The following is a 19,503-nucleotide window of genomic DNA, read 5'->3' as shown; positions in this document are numbered from 1 at the left end:
AGTGTGGTGACGATAAAACTTTTTAACCTGAACAACTGTATGAAATTGTTCAGGTTTTTCTCTGTTTAATTCATGTTTAGTGGAATCCGTCTGCACAAGCTTTATAAATAAAAAAAGACTATCAGGAAGATAGTCTTTTTTACTCATTATGCGTTTAAAGCATTTTTTCTTTTAGCTAAACGAGATTTTTTACGAGCAGCAGCATTTTTATGAATAAGACCTTTAGCAGCAGCTTTGTCTAACTTACTAGCAGCTTCTACAAAACTTTCATTTGCAGCAGTTGTATCATTAAGAGCAATAGCAGCTTCAGTCTTTTTAACAGCAGTACGCATTGCAGATTTAACTGTAGTGTTTTGAGCGTTACGAGCTTCACTAGTTTTCACACGTTTAATAGCAGATTTAATATTTGGCATTTACGTTCACCTCCTAAAACGAAGCATCAAGTTCATTATTTAAACTCGATATATACATTCCTAAAAAACTTAAAGAACAAGTGATATTTTATCAAACGAGGACTAATAATGCAATACCTCCAGTCAAATTGCACAATATGAATTTTTTTTGAGAGAAAGGCAATGCTAGTAATAATAAAATGATTAATTGAATAGGAAGGGGATAACAATGGAGGAAAAACTAGATTTAAGTATGTATTCAGTACGAACAGATTTGGCAATTGAAGCAAAAGATTTAGCTTTACATAATCAAGGGCTTGTTCAAAATGAACAAGATCAGTCACGTCTCGATGGGGTAATTATCAAGGAGAAAGAAGAAAATGGTATTAAGATGTCCTATGTGGAGGTCACCAAAAAGGGCGAAGAACTAATCGGGAAAAAACAAGGGAAATATTTAACGATAGAAGTGTTAGGTATTCGACAGCAAGATACTAAATTGCAAGAAAAGGTAGAGCAAGTATTTGCAAAAGAGTTTTCTCAATTTTTAAAGCAGAGCGATATAAAAGAGGATGCTTCTTGTTTATTAGTTGGTCTTGGGAACTGGAATGTCACTCCTGACGCATTAGGACCCCAGGTTTGTGAGAATATACTAGTAACGAGACATTTATATGAATTGCAGCCAGAAAGTGTGGAAGAGGGCTATCGACCGGTATCAAGCTTAGCCCCTGGTGTGATGGGGTTAACAGGAATCGAAACAAGTGACATTATAAAAGGGGTTGTCGAGAAAACAAATCCTGATTTTGTGATTGTTATTGATGCTCTTGCATCCCGCTCTATTGATCGTGTGAATTCTACGATTCAAGTTTCCGATACAGGTATCCATCCTGGCTCTGGTGTAGGTAATAAACGGAAGGAACTAAGTAAAGAAACGCTAGGCAGACCAGTAATTGCTATCGGTGTACCAACTGTCGTAGATGCTGTGTCTATTACAAGTGACACAATTGATTATATATTAAAGCATTTTGGCAAGGAGCTAAGAGAAGGAAATAAACCATCGAGAGCTTTGGCGCCAGCTGGCTTGACCTTTGGTGAACAAAGAAAATTAACGGATGAAGATTTACCAGAAGAGCAGCATCGTAAGACATTTCTAGGTATTGTTGGAACATTGCCTGAGGAAGAAAAGAGAAAGCTAATCTATGAAGTATTATCACCAATTGGTCATAACTTAATGGTAACACCTAAAGAGGTCGATGTCTTTATAGAAGACATGGCGAATTTACTTGCAAATGGCTTAAATGCGGCGCTTCATTCAGCGATCAATCAAGAGAATGTAGGGTACAATACCCACTAAATTTATTAAAAGGGTTCTACCATTTCTAGTTACTTCATATATTTCAATAGAGTTACTAGGGATGGTAGTTTTGGAAAATACAAACTTGGTACTGAAAATAAAGGAGATTGATCAAGTTGAAACTATATACATTAGGTGCTGTCGGAATTGTTTTGTTGATGTTTATTTGTGTATTATTTGGCATGCAGCAAGCAAATAGTGGAATTCATAAAATGAAAGGGTATGAAGATGAGGGATTCCAAAGTGCTGTAGCCATAAATAAGGAGAATGGAAATTTAGAAGCATCTGTCCTTGGAGAAAATATTACTAGTCATGATCTGGATGAAAAGAAACAGCAATTAGAGGAAATGAAAGCTTTTAATTTATTGTCTAGCATCGGAAAAGGAGTAGCAGATACGATATCTTCTGTAGCAGAAAAAGGAGTCAATCTCGTTGGAGATATAATGGAAGAAAAAGAAAAATAGAAGACTGTTTAGTAAATCATTTTACTTTTCGTTGAATCTTATTCTTCACACTGCTATAATCAAAAATAGTGTACATGCGCGATTATTGTAGGAGTGAACTAAATGAACAGAGAAGAGATGTTAAAGAGACAATCAAAAATTAGAAATTTTTCTATTATTGCACATATAGATCATGGGAAATCAACCCTCGCTGATAGAATATTAGAAAAAACAAATGCACTCACAGCACGTGAGATGAAAGATCAGCTTTTAGATTCAATGGATTTAGAAAGAGAACGCGGAATCACGATTAAACTAAATTCCGTCCAATTAAAATATCAAGCAAAAGATGGAGAAATTTATACATTACATCTCATTGACACACCGGGACACGTGGATTTTACATATGAAGTATCTCGAAGCTTGGCTGCTTGTGAAGGGGCTGTATTAGTAGTTGATGCCGCTCAAGGAATTGAAGCTCAAACATTGGCTAACGTTTATTTAGCGATTGATAATGATTTGGAAATTGTTCCAGTTATTAATAAAATTGACCTACCAAGTGCTGATCCTGAAAGGGTTAGAAATGAAATTGAAGATGTTATAGGGTTAGATGCTTCTGAAGCAGTGCTGGCTTCTGCGAAGGCTGGTATTGGGATAGAAGATATCCTCGAACAAGTCGTAGAAAAGGTTCCTGCACCACAAGGAGATCCAGAAGCACCATTAAAGGCACTTATTTTTGATAGTTTATATGATGCTTATCGTGGTGTTGTTACTTATATTCGAGTAGTCGATGGAACAGTTAAACCTGGTGACAAAATCAAAATGATGGCAACAGGAAAAGAATTTGAAGTTATTGAAGTAGGTGTGTTTACACCAAAAGCAGTTAATACCGATCATTTATCTGTTGGGGACGTAGGATTCTTAACAGCAGCAATTAAAAATGTTGGCGATACTCGAGTAGGTGATACTATCACTAATGCGAAGAACGGTGCAACAGAAGCACTGCCTGGCTACCGTAAGCTAAATCCAATGGTTTATTGTGGTTTATATCCAATAGATAGTGCAAAGTTTAATGATTTACGTGAAGCATTGGAAAAATTAGAGCTTAATGATTCTGCGTTACAATTTGAACCAGAGACATCGCAAGCATTAGGATTTGGTTTCCGTTGTGGTTTCCTAGGTTTGCTTCATATGGAAATTATTCAAGAGCGCATCGAGCGCGAATTTAAAATTGACCTAATTACTACTGCACCAAGTGTTATTTATGATGTTATTTTGACAGATGGAACAGAAATAAAAGTAGATAATCCATCAGCAATGCCTGATCCTCAAAAAATTGACAGAATCGAAGAACCATATGTAAAAGCAACGATGATGGCCCCAAATGAATATGTTGGTGCGATTATGGAATTATGCCAGCAAAAGAGAGGTGTCTTCCTCGATATGCAATATATGGATGAGACTCGCGTTAAAATAACGTATGAAATTCCTTTATCGGAAATTGTTTATGATTTCTTTGACCAATTGAAATCAAATACAAGAGGATATGCGTCTTTTGATTATGAACTAATTGGCTATAAAACATCGACGTTGGTTAAAATGGATATTCTGTTAAATGCAGAACAAGTAGATGCACTTAGCTTCATCGTTCATAAGGATTTTGCTTATGAAAGAGGAAAAGTTATTGTAGAGAAATTAAAAGAGCTTATTCCGCGTCAGCAATTTGAAGTGCCGATCCAAGCTGCAATTGGGCAAAAGATTGTTGCTCGTTCTACCATTAAGGCGATGCGCAAGAATGTATTGGCTAAATGTTATGGTGGAGATATTTCTCGTAAACGTAAATTGCTAGAGAAGCAAAAAGAAGGGAAAAAACGAATGAAACAAGTTGGTTCGGTTGAAGTACCGCAAGAAGCGTTTATGGCTGTATTACGTATGGACGACAATAATACGAAAAAGTAAAAATGACAATAAAAGCATTGCATGGTCATTATGCAAGAAACTTGCTAATCGCAACATGGACTGCTATAAGTAAAGGGGTAGATGCCAGGTAGGTATCAACCTCTTTTCTTATTTTTATTGAAACAAGTAGGAGAAACTTATTGGTTAATATAGTTTAATTAATTTAAAGGTTGTGAAAAATTGATACAAGCAGCATATATCCATATTCCATTTTGTGAACATATTTGTCACTATTGTGATTTTAATAAAGTATTTTTAAAAGGACAGCCAGTTGATGAATACTTAGACTCTTTAGAGAAAGAGATGAAGCTGACCATTGAAAAATATGGACAACAAGAGCTGTCAACGATTTTTGTCGGAGGAGGTACACCAACAAGCTTATCTGCTTCCCAATTAGAACGACTTTGTGGAATGGTGAATAAAGAACTTAAGCTTCGTCCAGAGCAAGAATATACGTTTGAAGCCAATCCTGGTGATTTAACAGAAGATAAATTAAAAGCTTTGTATGAAGGAGGCGTGAATCGTCTTAGCTTTGGAGTACAATCTTTTAATAATGAGCTACTAAAGAGAATTGGGAGAACGCATAAGGCGGAAGATGTGTTTTCATCCATTGAAGCAGCTAAAAAAATCGGTTTTAATAATATCAGTGTAGACTTAATTTATAGTTTACCAGGTCAAACGTTAGAAGACTTTCAAGAAACATTAAAGACAGCATTTACATTAGATATTCAGCATTATTCAGGATATTCTTTAATTATAGAGCCTAAAACTGTCTTTTATAACTTAATGAGAAAAGGAAAACTACCTACACCTGGAGAAGATGTGGAAGCAGGTATGTACAGCGTCTTAATGGACGAGATGGCAAGACATGGTTTTCAGCAATACGAAATTAGTAATTTTGCGAAGCATGGATTCGAAAGTCGGCATAATCTCACATACTGGAATAATGAAGAGTACTTTGGGTTTGGAGCTGGATCCCATGGTTATGTACATGGGAATCGCTATTCTAATTATGGACCTTTAAAGAAATACATGCAGCCTTTAGAGCAAGGTGAGTTTCCGATTATGCATGAACATAAGGTAACCGTTATAGAACAAATGGAAGAGGAATTATTCCTTGGGTTAAGGGAAAATAAAGGAGTAAGTTTATCTTCATTTGAACAAAAATATAATGAAAATGTATTAGAGCTATTTAATAAGGAAATAAACGAGTTAATAAGCAGAGAGCTTATTGAAATAGAAAGTGATTATTTAAAATTAACACATAAAGGCAGATTTTTAGGGAATGAAGTGTTTCAATCCTTTATCGGAGTTCTTGAATAATCATAATCTAGGTTTGTCATGAAGTAGTAAACGAGAAGGGAAAAATTTCTTATAGAAATAAGGTGCAAATTATTGACACAACCCCTTTGTTTTTGCTACTTTATATATAGATTTAGCACTCGTTAATAAAGAGTGCTAACAGAGGTGATTAATGTGTTAACTGATCGTCAATTATTAATATTACAGGTGATTATTGATGATTTTATTTCAACAGCACAACCAGTAGGCTCAAGGAGCTTATCAAAGAAAGAAAACATTACATTTAGCTCCGCCACTATTCGCAATGAGATGGCAGATTTAGAGGAATCTGGTTTTATCGAAAAAACCCACTCTTCTTCTGGGCGTGTTCCTTCAGAGAAGGGTTATCGTTTTTATGTTGATCATCTTTTATCACCACAGAAATTAAAGCGTTCAGAAATATTGAGAATTAACTCACTGTTTGCAGAAAAAATATACGAATTAGAAAATATTGTACAAAAATCTGCTAAAATATTGTCTGATTTAACAAATTATACTACTATTGTCCTTGGGCCTGCCGTTAAAGAAAATAAATTGAAGAAGATTCAAATTGTTCCTTTAAACAACCATACGGCCATTGCTATTATTGTGACAGACTCAGGACATGTGGAAAACAGAATGTTTCACTTGCCAGATTCTGTTCACGCAGGGGAAATAGAGAAACTAGTAAATATTTTAAATGACCGGTTAACGGGTGTGCCGATTGATAAGCTTCATAATAAAATCTATAAGGAAGTCGCTACCTTATTGAAACAGCATATTAGCAATTATGAGTATTTTATCAACTCTCTTTCTGAAACCGTGAAAATCGATACCCATGAAAAGTTATTTTTTGGTGGCAAGACAAATATTTTGAGACAGCCTGAATTTCATGATATTACAAAAATAAGAAATTTGTTAAATATGATTGAAAAAGAGGATGGAATACCAGAGCTCATTCGTAATAACTCATCCGATATTAGTATTAAAATCGGGAGAGAAAATAATAATACGGCAATGGAAAATTGCAGTATTATCTCTGCTTCTTATCGGATTGGGAATGAGCAAATTGGATCGATTGCGATTCTTGGCCCAACAAGAATGGAATATTCAAGAGTTGTGAGCTTATTAAATATATTATCGAATGACCTGACAAAAGTACTCACTAATTTGTATCAAAAGTAACTTCTGTGGAATATTTAAAAGTGTGGATTGAAGGTCTAAAGTAAGTAAAGAGAAGGTTGGTGAATTTCTATTTGCCAATCTGTCCCGTCTTTATGTAAATAATCCTTTAAGGGAGGTGAACAAGTTGGCAGAAGAAAAAGCAACGAACAATGCAGAGATGGAACAACAAGCAGCACAAGAAGACGTTAAAGTCGAAGAAACAGTTGAAGAAGTTTTCGAAGAGGCAGAAGCGTCTCCTTCCAATGAGGGAAATGTAGCTGAAGAATTAAAAGCTGCTAATGATAAAATTGCAGAGCTAGAAGCTAAATTAGAAGAAGAATCTAATCGTTATCTTCGCTTGCAGGCTGATTTTGATAATTCACGCCGCAGATCAAGGCTCGATATGGAAGCGGCTCAAACATACAGAGCGCAAAGTCTTGTCATGGACTTATTACCAAGCATCGATAATTTGGAAAGAGCATTAAAAATTGAGGCAGTAGATGAACAAACACAAAGTTTATACACAGGTGTTGAAATGGTTTATCGCGGAATCCTTGATGCTCTTAAAAAAGAAGGTGTAGAGGCTATCGAAGCAGTTGGAAAAGAATTTGATCCACATCTTCATCAAGCAGTAATGCAAGAAGAAGTCGAAGGAACGGATTCAAATATTGTGGTAGATGAGTTCCAAAAAGGGTATAAGCTTAAAGACAGAGTCATTAGACCTGCAATGGTTAAAGTAAGTCAATAAGCGTTACATATTAAAAAATAGGAGGGAAATTTCCATGAGTAAAATTATTGGAATTGATTTAGGTACAACAAACTCTTGTGTTGCTGTACTTGAAGGTGGAGAACCAAAAGTTATCCCAAATCCAGAAGGCAATAGAACATCTCCATCTGTAGTAGCATTCAAAAACGGAGAACGCCAAGTAGGGGAAGTTGCTAAACGTCAATCTATTACAAACCCAAACACTATTATGTCTATTAAACGTCATATGGGTACGGACTATAAAGTAGAAGTAGAAGGCAAAAACTACTCTCCACAAGAAGTTTCTGCGATTATTCTTCAATACCTAAAAGGCTATGCAGAAGAATACTTAGGAGAAAAAGTAACGAAAGCAGTTATTACAGTGCCTGCATACTTTAATGATGCAGAACGCCAAGCTACGAAAGATGCTGGTAAAATTGCTGGTTTAGAAGTAGAACGTATTATTAACGAACCAACAGCTGCAGCATTAGCATATGGTTTAGATAAAACAGACGAAGATCAAACTATCTTAGTATATGACCTAGGTGGAGGTACTTTTGACGTATCTATCCTTGAACTAGGAGACGGCGTATTTGAAGTAAAATCTACTGCTGGTGATAACCGTCTTGGTGGAGATGATTTTGACCAAGTAATCATCGATTATTTAGTAGAGCAATTTAAAAAAGAAAATGGCATCGATCTAAGCAAAGATAAAATGGCTCTACAACGTTTAAAAGATGCTGCCGAGAAAGCGAAAAAAGATCTTTCTGGTGTAGCTTCTACACAAATTTCTTTACCATTTATCACAGCTGGAGAAGCTGGACCACTTCACTTAGAAGTAACTTTATCTCGTGCTAAATTCGAAGAAATTTCTGCTTCATTAGTTGAACGTACAATGGGACCAACTCGTCAAGCGCTTAAAGATGCTGGTCTAAATGCATCTGAAATTGACAAAGTAATCCTTGTAGGTGGATCAACTCGTATCCCTGCGGTTCAAGAAGCAATCAAAAAAGAAATCGGTAAAGAGCCGCATAGAGGAGTAAACCCTGATGAAGTAGTTGCAATGGGTGCAGCTATCCAAGGTGGTGTAATTACTGGTGATGTAAAAGACGTTGTTCTTTTAGACGTAACACCACTATCATTAGGAATTGAAACAATGGGTGGGGTATTTACAAAGTTAATCGAACGTAATACAACAATCCCTACCTCTAAATCACAAGTATTCTCAACTGCTGCTGATAACCAAACAGCTGTAGATATTCATGTACTTCAAGGGGAACGCCCAATGGCTGCGGATAACAAAACATTAGGCCGCTTCCAATTAGCTGATATTCCACCTGCACCACGTGGAATTCCGCAAATCGAAGTTTCATTTGATATCGATAAAAATGGTATTGTAAATGTTCGTGCGAAGGATCTTGGTACAAATAAAGAACAAACAATTACGATTAAATCTTCTACAGGCTTATCAGACGAAGAAATCGATAAAATGGTAAGAGAAGCAGAAGAAAATGCTGAAGCTGATAAAAAGCGTAAAGAAGAAGTGGAACTAAGAAATGAAGCAGATCAATTAGTTTTCACTACTGAAAAAACGTTAAAAGACTTAGAAGGTAAAGTGGACGAAAGTGAAGTTGCCAAAGCAAATGAAGCAAAAGATGCTTTAAAAGCTGCTATCGAGAAAAACGAATTAGAAGAAATTCGTGCGAAAAAAGACGCTCTTCAAGAAATCGTTCAAGCTCTTTCTATGAAATTATATGAAGAAGCAGCACAAGCGGCCCAAGCTGCACAAGGTGCAGACGGCGGTGCATCTGATAAAGATGACAACGTAGTTGATGCAGAGTTTGAAGAAGTAAAAGACGATAAATAAAAGAAATAAAACCATATACGTCTAGCGAAAAGTCAAAGTCAGGTTATCTTGACTTTGACTTTTCTTTTCAATTGGAAGTTTTTTAAGCGATAATTAGGAAAGATAGCAATAAACTATTGTACTTTAGAAAAGCAAAATGATACAATAGCATCTATGTGAAAAGAATCGGGGAGTGGTAATCAATTATGGATAAACGGGATTACTATGAAGTCCTTGGAGTCAGTAAAGGGGCTTCTAAGGATGAAATAAAAAAAGCGTATCGTAAGCTTTCAAAAAAGTATCATCCAGATATTAATAAAGAAGCAGATGCAAATGAAAAGTTTAAAGAAGTGAAAGAGGCCTATGAAGTACTGAGTGACGATCAAAAAAGAGCGCACTATGATCAGTTTGGACATACAGATCCTAATCAAGGCTTCGGCGGCGGCGGAGACTTCGGTGGTTTCGGTGGTTTTGAAGATATCTTCAGCACTTTCTTTGGTGGTGGAGGATCAAGAAGAAGAGATCCGAATGCTCCGCGTCAAGGGGCTGATTTACAATATACGATGACACTATCATTTGAAGAAGCAGCATTTGGGAAAGAAACGGAAATTGAAATACCAAGAGAAGAAAATTGTGAAACATGTAATGGCACGGGAGCAAAACCAGGGACTAAGCCAGTTACATGTAAGCATTGTAGTGGTACTGGACAATTGAATGTGGAGCAAAATACACCATTCGGACGTATTGTGAATAGAAGAACATGTAATTACTGTAATGGAACTGGTAAAGAGATTAAGCATAAATGTTCAACTTGTGGCGGAACTGGAAAAGTGAAAAAACGTCGCAAAATTAGTGTTAAAATTCCAGCAGGTATCGATGATGGTCAACAATTAAGAGTCTCTGGGCAAGGAGAGCCTGGCATAAACGGCGGGCCAGCAGGAGATTTATATGTTGTGTTCCACATAAGAAGACATGACTTCTTCGAGCGTGATGGAGAAGATGTATATTGTGAAATGCCGATTACTTTTGTTCAGGCTGCTCTAGGTGATGAAGTGGAAGTACCTACCATTCATGGCAAAGTGAAATTGAAAGTACCTGCGGGAACACAGACTGGAACAAAATTCCGCCTTAAAGGCAAAGGGATTCCAAATGTACGTGGATATGGCCAAGGTGACCAGCATGTAATCATTCGCTTAATTACACCTACAAAATTATCTGATAAACAAAAACAACTATTACAGGAATTTGCTGAAGTATCTGGAGATACTCCTCGTGGAGAAGAAGAGGACAGTTTTTTCTCTAAGGTAAAAAAAGCATTTAAAGGTGAATAATCAAAAAGGAGTTGGTAGAAATGAAATGGTCAGAAATCACAATTCATACGACAAATGAAGCGATTGAACCTATTTCAAATATTTTGCATGAAGCAGGTGCTAGTGGGGTAGTTATTGAAGATCCCTTTGAATTAATTAAAGAAAGAGAAGACCAATTCGGCGAAATCTACCAACTAAATCCTGATGATTATCCAGAAGAAGGCGTTCTAGTTAAAGCGTATTTACCAATCAATAGTTTTCTTGGTGAAACAGTAGAGGCAATTAAAGAAAATATCAATAATTTAGTACTGTTTAATATTGATATTGGATTAAATAAAGTTTCCATTATGGAAGTAAATGAAGAAGAATGGGCAACAGCTTGGAAGAAATACTATCATCCTGTTAAAATATCCGAGAAATTTACGATTGTGCCTACTTGGGAGGATTATACACCGGTCCATACGGATGAATTAATCATCGAATTGGATCCAGGGATGGCTTTCGGAACAGGAACGCATCCGACAACTGTATTATGTATCCAAGCTTTGGAAAGAATAGTAAAAAAAGGCGATATGGTTATCGATGTTGGTACAGGTTCTGGTGTACTAAGTATTGCAGCAGCCATGCTGGGAGCTAAATCTGTGCTTGCTTTAGACTTGGATGAAGTGGCTGTCCGTTCTGCTAAATTAAATATTAAATTGAACAAGGTTCATGAGAAAACATCTGTCCGTCAAAATAATCTTTTAAATGGTATAGAGGAGCAGGCAGAGGTAATTGTCGCAAATATTTTGGCAGAGGTAATTGTTCGTTTTACAGATGATGTTTATCGTTTACTTCAAAAAGATGGATACTTTATTGCTTCTGGCATCATTCTTCAGAAAAAAGAAGAAGTAAAGGATGCTATTATCGCATCAGGCCTAGAAATAATAGAAACAGTACAAATGGAAGATTGGGTAAGCATTACGGCTCAGAAAAAGAGTTAATGGAAGAAAATCTTTCATAGCAACAAGCTATAAGAGTAAGCGTATATTCTAAAGGAAAAAGGAAGTTTCGTCTTACGATTCTTCCTTCTCTATTGCTTAAAGGAAAGTAGGTATTCGATTGCAGCGTTATTTTGCTAAAAACGAAGAGGATACATTTTTTATTCAAGAGGATGATTATCATCATATTGTACGTGTGATGCGAATGGATATTGACGATGAAATATATTGTGTCAACAGTCTTCAGCAGGCAGCACGGTGCAGAATAGAAAAAATTTCCGAAAACGAAGTCATTGCAAAAGTGGTACAATGGTTAGAAGGAGAAATAGAATTACCTGTTTCTGTTTCTATTGTGAGCGGACTGCCAAAAGGGGATAAGCTGGAATGGATTATCCAAAAAGGAACAGAATTAGGTGCTTTTAAGTTTATCCCTTTTATCGCAGCTCGCTCTGTCGTTAAATGGGATGAGAAAAAGGGTGAAAAAAAATTAGTTCGCTGGAATAAAATTGCAAAAGAAGCAGCAGAACAATCCCATCGAACCATGATACCAGAAGTAAGTTCTCCAATTAGTATAAAAGAGTTGATAAAACTTTCAGAAGGTTATAATGTAAAATTAATAGCCTATGAAGAAGAGGCAAGAGAAGGCGAATCGTCCGTGTTAACGAAAAGCTTGCAATCGATGACAAAAGGACAATCTATCCTTGCTGTATTCGGCCCAGAAGGTGGCCTGACTGAATCTGAAGTAGCATTATTAAAAGAGCATGGTTTTATGACATGCGGACTTGGTCCAAGAATATTAAGAACAGAGACTGCCCCATTATACCTATTGTCTACTGTATCTTATCATTTTGAATTGATGGAGTGATAAAAATGCCAACAGTTGCTTTTCACACTTTAGGATGTAAAGTAAACCATTATGAAACAGAAGCGATCTGGCAGTTGTTTAAACAACAAGGCTATGAACGTGTAGAATATGAAAATATATCTGATGTATATGTTATTAATACATGTACCGTTACAAATACAGGGGATAAAAAGAGCCGCCAAGTAATTCGTCGTGCAGTTCGTAAAAATCCTGATGCAGTTATTTGTGTTACAGGGTGTTATGCCCAAACTTCTCCAGCAGAAATAATGGCTATTCCTGGAGTTGATATTGTAGTTGGTACACAGGATCGCGTGAAAATGCTAGAGTATATTACGCAGTATAAAGAAGAAAGACAACCAATAAATGCTGTTGGAAACATCATGAAAAATCGTGTGTACGAAGAAATGGATGTACCTGCTTTTACGGATAGAACAAGAGCTTCCTTAAAAATCCAAGAAGGATGCAATAATTTTTGTACATTCTGTATTATTCCATGGGCACGGGGATTGATGCGCTCAAGAGACCCGCAAGAGGTTATTAAGCAAGCGCAGCAATTAGTGAATGCTGGCTATAAAGAAATTGTATTAACAGGAATTCATACAGGTGGATATGGCTCAGATATGAAGGATTATAACTTAGCTAATTTACTGCGTGATTTAGAATCCCAGGTGAAGGGACTAAAACGCCTTCGTATTTCTTCTATCGAAGCAAGCCAAATAACAGATGAAGTGATTGAAGTCTTAGATAAATCAAAAATAATAGTAAATCATCTTCACATCCCGATTCAATCTGGATCAGATACTGTTTTAAAAAGAATGAGAAGAAAATATACGATGGAATTCTTTGCTGAAAGAATTACAAGATTAAAAGAAGCCTTGCCAGGGTTGGCCATTACCTCTGATGTAATCGTTGGTTTCCCAGGAGAGACAGAAGAAGAGTTTATGGAAACTTATAATTTTATTAAAGAGCATAAATTCTCTGAATTGCATGTGTTTCCATATTCAAAACGAACAGGAACTCCTGCTGCGCGAATGGATAACCAAATTGAGGAAGATGTAAAGAACGAACGAGTCCATCGTTTAATTTCGCTTTCTGATCAATTAGCAAAGGAATATGCGTCTAACTATGAAGGCGAGGTAGTGGAAGTTATTCCAGAGGAAGTCTACAAAGAAGATGGCAATGGAAAGCTTTATGTTGGATATACAGACAACTATTTAAAAGTAGTTTTCCCAGCAACAGAAGAAATGGTTGGGAAAATTGTGAAAGTCAAAATAACGAAAGCTGGCTACCCTGTAAATGAAGGACAATTTGTCCGGGTTTTAGAGGAAGTAGAAGATCAAGCTGCGATTGTTTCTTAAGTTAAGCTAGCTACAACTGTTCCTTTTTGTTTTATAAAATTAATTTTAATAACATTAAATGTGGAAGCTCTTTGTTTGTTCAAAGAGCTTGGCATATATCTTTAATTAGTACATATACCAAAGGAGAATCTTAATGAACATTGCAAAAATGATTGATCACACTTTATTAAAAGCTGATGCAACGAAAGAACAAATTGTGACTCTTTGTGAAGAAGCTAAGCAATACAAATTTGCTTCTGTCTGCGTAAATCCAACATGGGTTAAAGCTGCAAGTGAATTGCTTAATGGTACAGAAGTAAAGGTATGTACAGTGATCGGTTTCCCTTTAGGAGCATCTACTTCAGCAACAAAAGCATTTGAAACAGAAGATGCCATTAAAAATGGGGCAACAGAAGTAGATATGGTTATTAATATTGGCGCTTTAAAGGATAAAAATTTTGATTTAGTCAAAGAAGATATTAAAGCGGTTGTGGATGCGGCAAAAGGTAAAGCCTTATCGAAAGTGATTATTGAAACTAGTCTCCTAACAAATGAGGAAAAAGAAATTGCTTGTAAATTAGCAGTAGAAGCAGGAGCTGACTTTGTAAAAACATCAACAGGATTTTCAACAGGCGGAGCAACAGTTGAGGACATAACATTAATGAGAAAAACAGTTGGACCAGATATAGGTGTGAAAGCTTCTGGAGGTGTACGCAGCAGTGAAGACACGGAGAAAATGATTGCTGCTGGGGCTACTAGAATCGGAGCAAGCTCTGGAGTTGCAATTGTGAATGGTTTGACAAGCAATAGTGATTATTAATATATCCTTTTAAAAAATCCTTAGAAAACAATTATTTGTTTTCTAAGGATTTTTTTGTCAATCTATCGCTGCTGTGTCATTAATAACTTTCCATATAAATTTTTCGATAATTAGTTGGGGTAGTGTTCATGATTTTTTCGAAGTTTCGATTAAAGCTGCGAATGTTTCGATAGCCAACCATATCGGCAATTTCGGTAATTTTACTATCCGTTGTTTTTAATAATTGAGAGGCCAAGGTTACACGATGCCCATTCACAAAATCAACAAATGGTATATGCAGTATTTTAGTGAAAAATCTTGATAGGTAGGAATAATCGTATCCAAATTTTTGTGATAAATCCTTTAAGGAAAGCTCCTCGGTAAAATGATTTTGGATATAGTTCAGTAAATCATGTAATAAATAATCATCTCTCCTTGTTTCCTCTTTGAAAGATGTTTGATTTAGCAATTCCGCACAAATTAAGTACAGAACCCCTTTTTTGGCAAACATCGAACTATTATTGTTGGAGAATATCTCCTTTATCATCTCTCTTGTGGCAGCCTGTAACTGAAATATTGGATGAATTAAATCTTTGTTTTTACTAAGCTGATAAAATTGATTAACCAATTCTGGAGAAAAAACATAAATCCAGGCGTGGTTTTTCTGATTGCTTTGTAAACTATGTATTTGATTCGAAAGAATGAGAGCGTTTTCTCCTTCGTGGAGAGTATAAGATTTATCTTGTATGGTAAGCTCCAGTGTGCCTTTATCAACCATCACCAGCTCCAAGCTGCGGTGAAAATGAGGCAGGTTGGTAGGATTGAATGCTGATATACGATCAAAATCTCCATTTTGTCCAAAATAATTTGATTGATAGTATAACATTCAATGTACTCCTTTCAAGTCAAATTTTGTCCATAATTATACAATTTAAGTACTAGTTACGTCAAACCTTCGTGACTAAAATTAATCTGTGATAAGAAAAGGTTTTCTCATTTCTTATCGCATAACATTATAAAATGGTAACGTTCCCATTTATTGCGTTTATTCATGGCTAAAAAGGAGGATTATGATTAAGTCATTTGCTGCCTGTTTGTAATAATTGGAGAACAGCGCCGAGGATGGGAGAGAAAGTAAAAATGATTATAAATTTTGTATACACACCTTTACATGTTTTAAGAGATATTATTGATTTTACATAGTGAAAAAATTTTACCAAGCCTATTAAAGGCGATTACCCATAGTTAAGGAGAAGGAAAAATCTCCTCTTCGGAAAATTTATTTATAAGTATATTTAGCTATCTTTTGAAATATTATTTTGGAAGTAAACAAATTAAAAAAAGAAAGCGTGTAGATTCCTATTGAATAATTACCAATGGATTTGGAGTTACGTAAAGAAGAATAAGAAAAAAGTAATTGTTGCATCCTTGATTTTATTAGCAAATTCTTTCTTTGTAGTGATTATTCCTATTTTAAGCGGAAGATTAATTGATGAAGTCATTGAGAATAATCAAGTCCAACTCTTAGTACCTATTTTACTAGCAATGATAGGAGCGACACTGATCAGAACTGTTACTCGTTACATCTATCAAATGTTATATGAATATGTTGGTCAAGACGCACAGTTTGATATTAGGCAAGATATGTATAAAAAGCTTCAAGAGCTTGATTTTGACTTTTTTAATCATAATAGAGTAGGTGATATTATGGCGAGAATGACTGGTGATATGGACGCTATACGCCATTTTGTTTCATGGGTCTGCTATAATATTGCTGAATGTGTTATCTGGTTTGTCGTTGCCATTATCGTAATGATGAACATCGACTGGAAATTAACGTTAGCATTACTTGCTGTTACACCGTTTATCTTTATTTTTACACAAAAAATGTCCAAAGCAGCTCATCCAGTGTTTCTAGAAATCCGTGAAAGTTTTTCCAGACTAAATTCCATGGTGGAAGAAAATATTAGCGGCAACCGAGTAGTTAAGGCATTTTCTCGGGAAGAGTATGAAATCGAAAAATTTAATCATTTTAATGATGACTATCGAAAACGTAATCTTGATTCTGCTAATGTTTCTAAAAAGTATTTGCCATGGCTGGACGGATTTGCCGGAGTATTAGCTGTCATTACTTTATTATTAGGTGGCTTATTTGTTATACAGGGGAATATGTCCATAGGTGACTTGGTTGCATTTAACGGATTTATGTGGCTTTTAAATATGCCAATGCGCATGAGTGGATGGTTGATAAATGATGTACAGCGATTTAATGCATCTTGTGTAAAAATTAGAAATTTATTAATAACGGAACCACAAATTATGGTAGAAGACAAAAAGAAAGGCAAGCAAATTGCTGGATATGTAACATTTAAAGATGTCTCTTTTGCGTTTTCCGACGACCCTGAAACCCCTATCTTAAAAAATGTTTCCTTTACCGTCCGACCGGGGCAAACTGTTGGGATTTTAGGGGAAACCGGATCTGGTAAATCAACGCTTGTTAATTTAATTGCAAGATTCTATGATCCAACAGAAGGAGAAGTATTAATTGATCAAATAAATGCAAAAGAATGGCCAGTGAGGAAGCTTCGTGATCAAATTTCGATGGTTATGCAAGACATTTTTTTATTTTCAAATACAATTGAAGAAAATATTTCCTTTGGAAAACCATATTTAAACATGGAGCAAATACAGCGTGTGGCTGCGATTGCCGATGCCCATAACTTTATCGTTAAAATGCCGGAAGGGTACGATACAATCGTAGGCGAGCGCGGGGTGGGATTATCTGGTGGTCAAAAGCAAAGAATCTCCTTAGCAAGAGCGTTAGCGAAGGATCCATCTATCTTGATATTAGATGATACAACATCTGCTGTAGATATGGAAACAGAAAGTAAAATCCAAAAGGAATTAAATCAATTGACACAAGATAAAACAACCTTCATTATTGCACACCGTATTTCATCTGTAAGGGATGCGGACTTTATTTTAGTTCTTGACAAAGGGGAAGTGAAAGAACAAGGGACACATACAGAGCTTGTGGCGAAAAAAGGGATGTATTACGATGTGTATAGAAGACAATTAGGATTAGTAGAGCAGGAAGAAGGAGGAGCAGCCATTGGCCCGTAATAAGTTTAATGTCGACGAAGAATTAGAGACCGAATTTAACTGGAGTCACTATAAACGAATTGGTGCTTATATTAAACCTTATAAGAAGGCATTGTTTATTACATTGCTAATCATCTTAACAGCCAACGTGGCAGGAATGCTCGGTCCGTTTTTTACAAAAATAGCAATTGATGAAATTATCCCAGATAAAAATATTCCATTATTAATCGGGATTAGTATTTTATTTGTTCTTTCTCTATTTGTAATTGGTATATGTATGCGGTATCGCATTCAATGGATTACGCAGATTGGTCAAAATATTCTAAAGGATATGCGTTTAGATATTTTTCAGCACTTACAGAAGCTGCCCTTTTCCTATTTTGATAATCGCCCTCATGGGAAAATCTTAATCAGAGTCGTTAATTATATTAATACATTAAGTGATCTATTAAGTAATGGGCTGATAAACCTGATCTCTGATATCATCAGTGTCATTATAACGTTAATGTTTATGTTTGCCATTGACGCAAAACTAACACTATATAGTTTAGCACTGCTGCCGATTTTAGGAGTCTTAGTATGGGTAATCAAAAATATGCAGAGAAAAGCGTATCAAGTGTTAAGCAATAAACAGTCCAATATGAATGCCTATATTCATGAAAGTATTGCCGGCATAAAAATTACGCAATCCTTTGCAAGGGAAGAAGAGAATTTTGAAATTTTTGATGAAGTAAGCAATGAAACGCGAACATCCTGGCTTAAGGCAGTTTCAATCCAGTTTCTTCTATGGCCAGGTGTTCAAAATATCTCTGTTTTAACAACAAGCTTAATTTACTTCGTAGGAATACGGCAAATTGGGGTAGATGTTAGTACAGGTACACTTGTAGCGTTTATTGGCTATGTCAATAATTTCTGGAACCCAGTTATTAATATGGGGAACTTCTATAATGCGCTTATCACTGCTTCTGCTTATTTGGAACGTATTTTTGAAACTCTGGATGTTGAACCAGATATTAAGGATCAGCCAAAAGCAATCCCAATGCCAGCGATTAAAGGGAATGTCACCTTTGAACGAGTTACCTTCCGTTATGAAGAAGGGAAAAACATACTTAGTGATGTCAGTTTTCATATAAATGCAGGTCAGAGTATCGCATTAGTCGGCCCCACAGGTGCAGGTAAATCTACTATTATAAATTTGTTAAGTAGGTTTTATGATGTAAATGAAGGCAGTGTCAAAATTGATGGGGTTGATGTAAGAGATGTAACATTAAAATCTTTACGGTCGCAAATGGGTGTGATGCTTCAAGATACCTTTGTATTTTCTGGAACTGTTCTAGATAATATTCGCTATGGAAAGCTAGATGCAACAGAAGAAGAAGTGATTACCGCAGCTAAAATTGTTAGAGCACATGACTTTATAAAAGATTTAAAGGATGGATACCATACTGTGGTAGAAGAAAGAGGTAGTACTTTATCAGCGGGGCAAAGACAGTTAATATCTTTCGCAAGAGCTCTCTTAGCAAATCCCAAAATATTGATATTAGATGAAGCAACCAGCAGCATTGATACAAAGACGGAAGAACTTCTCCAGGAAGGAATTACTGAATTGTTAAAAGGAAGGACATCCTTCATTATTGCCCACCGTCTATCAACAATTAAAAATAGTAGTCAAATATTTTATGTGGATGGTGGGAGAGTTGCAGAAAAAGGCACCCATGATGAGTTAATGGCACAAAAAGGATTATATTATCATTTATATCAATCACAATATGATTTATTGAAGGTTATGTAAAAAAGGAGGGAGGGACAAAGCAAAATAAATAATGGATAAAGACGAACAATCTCTAATTTAGTGGTGAATCCAATTCGTTCCATTGCGTTACAGACACT

Annotated in this window: 16 protein-coding genes; 14 read left to right on the top strand and 2 right to left on the bottom strand. The window is 35.8% G+C overall.

Annotated elements, in window-relative coordinates:
- Positions 1 to 146: 146 nt before the first annotated feature.
- Positions 147 to 413: a 30S ribosomal protein S20 gene (gene rpsT / locus NST77_RS12255; protein ID WP_016202952.1), complete on the bottom strand. Its 267-nt coding sequence runs from the start codon at positions 411 to 413 to the stop codon at positions 147 to 149.
- A 208-nt stretch (positions 414 to 621) separates the two neighbouring features.
- On the opposite strand from rpsT, the gene gpr reads away from it, so the two are divergent.
- The 12 genes from gpr to deoC all read left to right on the top strand — a co-directional run bounded on the left by gpr (position 622) and on the right by deoC (position 14,532).
- A complete protein-coding gene (gene gpr / locus NST77_RS12250; protein ID WP_095334259.1) occupies positions 622 to 1,743 on the top strand; it encodes a GPR endopeptidase in 1,122 nt (373 codons plus the stop codon).
- A 116-nt stretch (positions 1,744 to 1,859) separates the two neighbouring features.
- The gene (locus NST77_RS12245; RefSeq protein ID WP_095334257.1) at positions 1,860 to 2,207 is read left to right on the top strand and encodes a DUF3679 domain-containing protein; all 348 of its coding nucleotides are present in this window, start codon (positions 1,860 to 1,862) and stop codon (positions 2,205 to 2,207) included.
- A 102-nt stretch (positions 2,208 to 2,309) separates the two neighbouring features.
- A complete protein-coding gene (lepA, locus tag NST77_RS12240) occupies positions 2,310 to 4,145 on the top strand; it encodes a translation elongation factor 4 (RefSeq protein ID WP_095334255.1) in 1,836 nt (611 codons plus the stop codon).
- Between the two features lie 180 nt (positions 4,146 to 4,325).
- Positions 4,326 to 5,468, top strand: a complete 1,143-nt coding sequence (gene hemW, locus NST77_RS12235; protein ID WP_172859670.1) for a radical SAM family heme chaperone HemW — start codon at positions 4,326 to 4,328, stop codon at positions 5,466 to 5,468.
- Positions 5,469 to 5,621: 153 nt separating this feature from the next.
- Complete coding sequence (hrcA, locus tag NST77_RS12230; RefSeq protein WP_095334251.1) at positions 5,622 to 6,650, top strand: heat-inducible transcriptional repressor HrcA; 1,029 nt, start codon at positions 5,622 to 5,624, stop codon at positions 6,648 to 6,650.
- Between the two features lie 124 nt (positions 6,651 to 6,774).
- Positions 6,775 to 7,377 (top strand): nucleotide exchange factor GrpE, encoded by a 603-nt coding sequence (gene grpE, locus NST77_RS12225; protein WP_275068604.1) that lies wholly within the window; start codon positions 6,775 to 6,777, stop codon positions 7,375 to 7,377.
- 34 nt (positions 7,378 to 7,411) lie between these two features.
- Positions 7,412 to 9,241, top strand: a complete 1,830-nt coding sequence (gene dnaK, locus NST77_RS12220) for a molecular chaperone DnaK (protein WP_095334249.1) — start codon at positions 7,412 to 7,414, stop codon at positions 9,239 to 9,241.
- A 185-nt stretch (positions 9,242 to 9,426) separates the two neighbouring features.
- Positions 9,427 to 10,551 (top strand): molecular chaperone DnaJ, encoded by a 1,125-nt coding sequence (gene dnaJ, locus NST77_RS12215; protein ID WP_047941309.1) that lies wholly within the window; start codon positions 9,427 to 9,429, stop codon positions 10,549 to 10,551.
- A 20-nt stretch (positions 10,552 to 10,571) separates the two neighbouring features.
- On the top strand, positions 10,572 to 11,513 hold the full coding sequence (prmA, locus tag NST77_RS12210; RefSeq protein WP_095334247.1) for a 50S ribosomal protein L11 methyltransferase: 942 nt from the start codon (positions 10,572 to 10,574) through the stop codon (positions 11,511 to 11,513).
- A 118-nt stretch (positions 11,514 to 11,631) separates the two neighbouring features.
- Positions 11,632 to 12,375, top strand: a complete 744-nt coding sequence (locus NST77_RS12205) for a 16S rRNA (uracil(1498)-N(3))-methyltransferase (protein ID WP_172859671.1) — start codon at positions 11,632 to 11,634, stop codon at positions 12,373 to 12,375.
- 5 nt (positions 12,376 to 12,380) lie between these two features.
- On the top strand, positions 12,381 to 13,733 hold the full coding sequence (gene mtaB, locus NST77_RS12200) for a tRNA (N(6)-L-threonylcarbamoyladenosine(37)-C(2))-methylthiotransferase MtaB (RefSeq protein ID WP_095334243.1): 1,353 nt from the start codon (positions 12,381 to 12,383) through the stop codon (positions 13,731 to 13,733).
- Positions 13,734 to 13,866: 133 nt separating this feature from the next.
- Positions 13,867 to 14,532, top strand: coding sequence for a deoxyribose-phosphate aldolase (gene deoC / locus NST77_RS12195; protein ID WP_217279777.1), 666 nt, complete (start codon positions 13,867 to 13,869; stop codon positions 14,530 to 14,532).
- Positions 14,533 to 14,611: 79 nt separating this feature from the next.
- On the opposite strand, the gene NST77_RS12190 is transcribed toward deoC, so the two are convergent.
- On the bottom strand, positions 14,612 to 15,397 hold the full coding sequence (locus tag NST77_RS12190; RefSeq protein ID WP_095334239.1) for an AraC family transcriptional regulator: 786 nt from the start codon (positions 15,395 to 15,397) through the stop codon (positions 14,612 to 14,614).
- A 476-nt stretch (positions 15,398 to 15,873) separates the two neighbouring features.
- On the opposite strand from NST77_RS12190, the gene NST77_RS12185 reads away from it, so the two are divergent.
- Together NST77_RS12185 and NST77_RS12180 are read left to right on the top strand one after the other, a co-directional pair.
- Entirely contained in the window at positions 15,874 to 17,634 is a 1,761-nt protein-coding gene (locus NST77_RS12185; RefSeq protein ID WP_095334237.1) for an ABC transporter ATP-binding protein, read from the top strand.
- Positions 17,624 to 19,405, top strand: a complete 1,782-nt coding sequence (locus NST77_RS12180) for an ABC transporter ATP-binding protein (protein ID WP_095334235.1) — start codon at positions 17,624 to 17,626, stop codon at positions 19,403 to 19,405. Before NST77_RS12185 ends, NST77_RS12180 begins: the two co-directional genes overlap by 11 nt.
- Positions 19,406 to 19,503 lie beyond the last annotated feature (98 nt).

This window comes from Niallia sp. FSL W8-0177 (assembly GCF_038006285.1).
Taxonomy (GTDB): Bacteria; Bacillota; Bacilli; order Bacillales; family Cytobacillaceae; genus Niallia; species Niallia circulans_A.
This window is presented reverse-complemented; position numbering and strand designations above follow the sequence as displayed.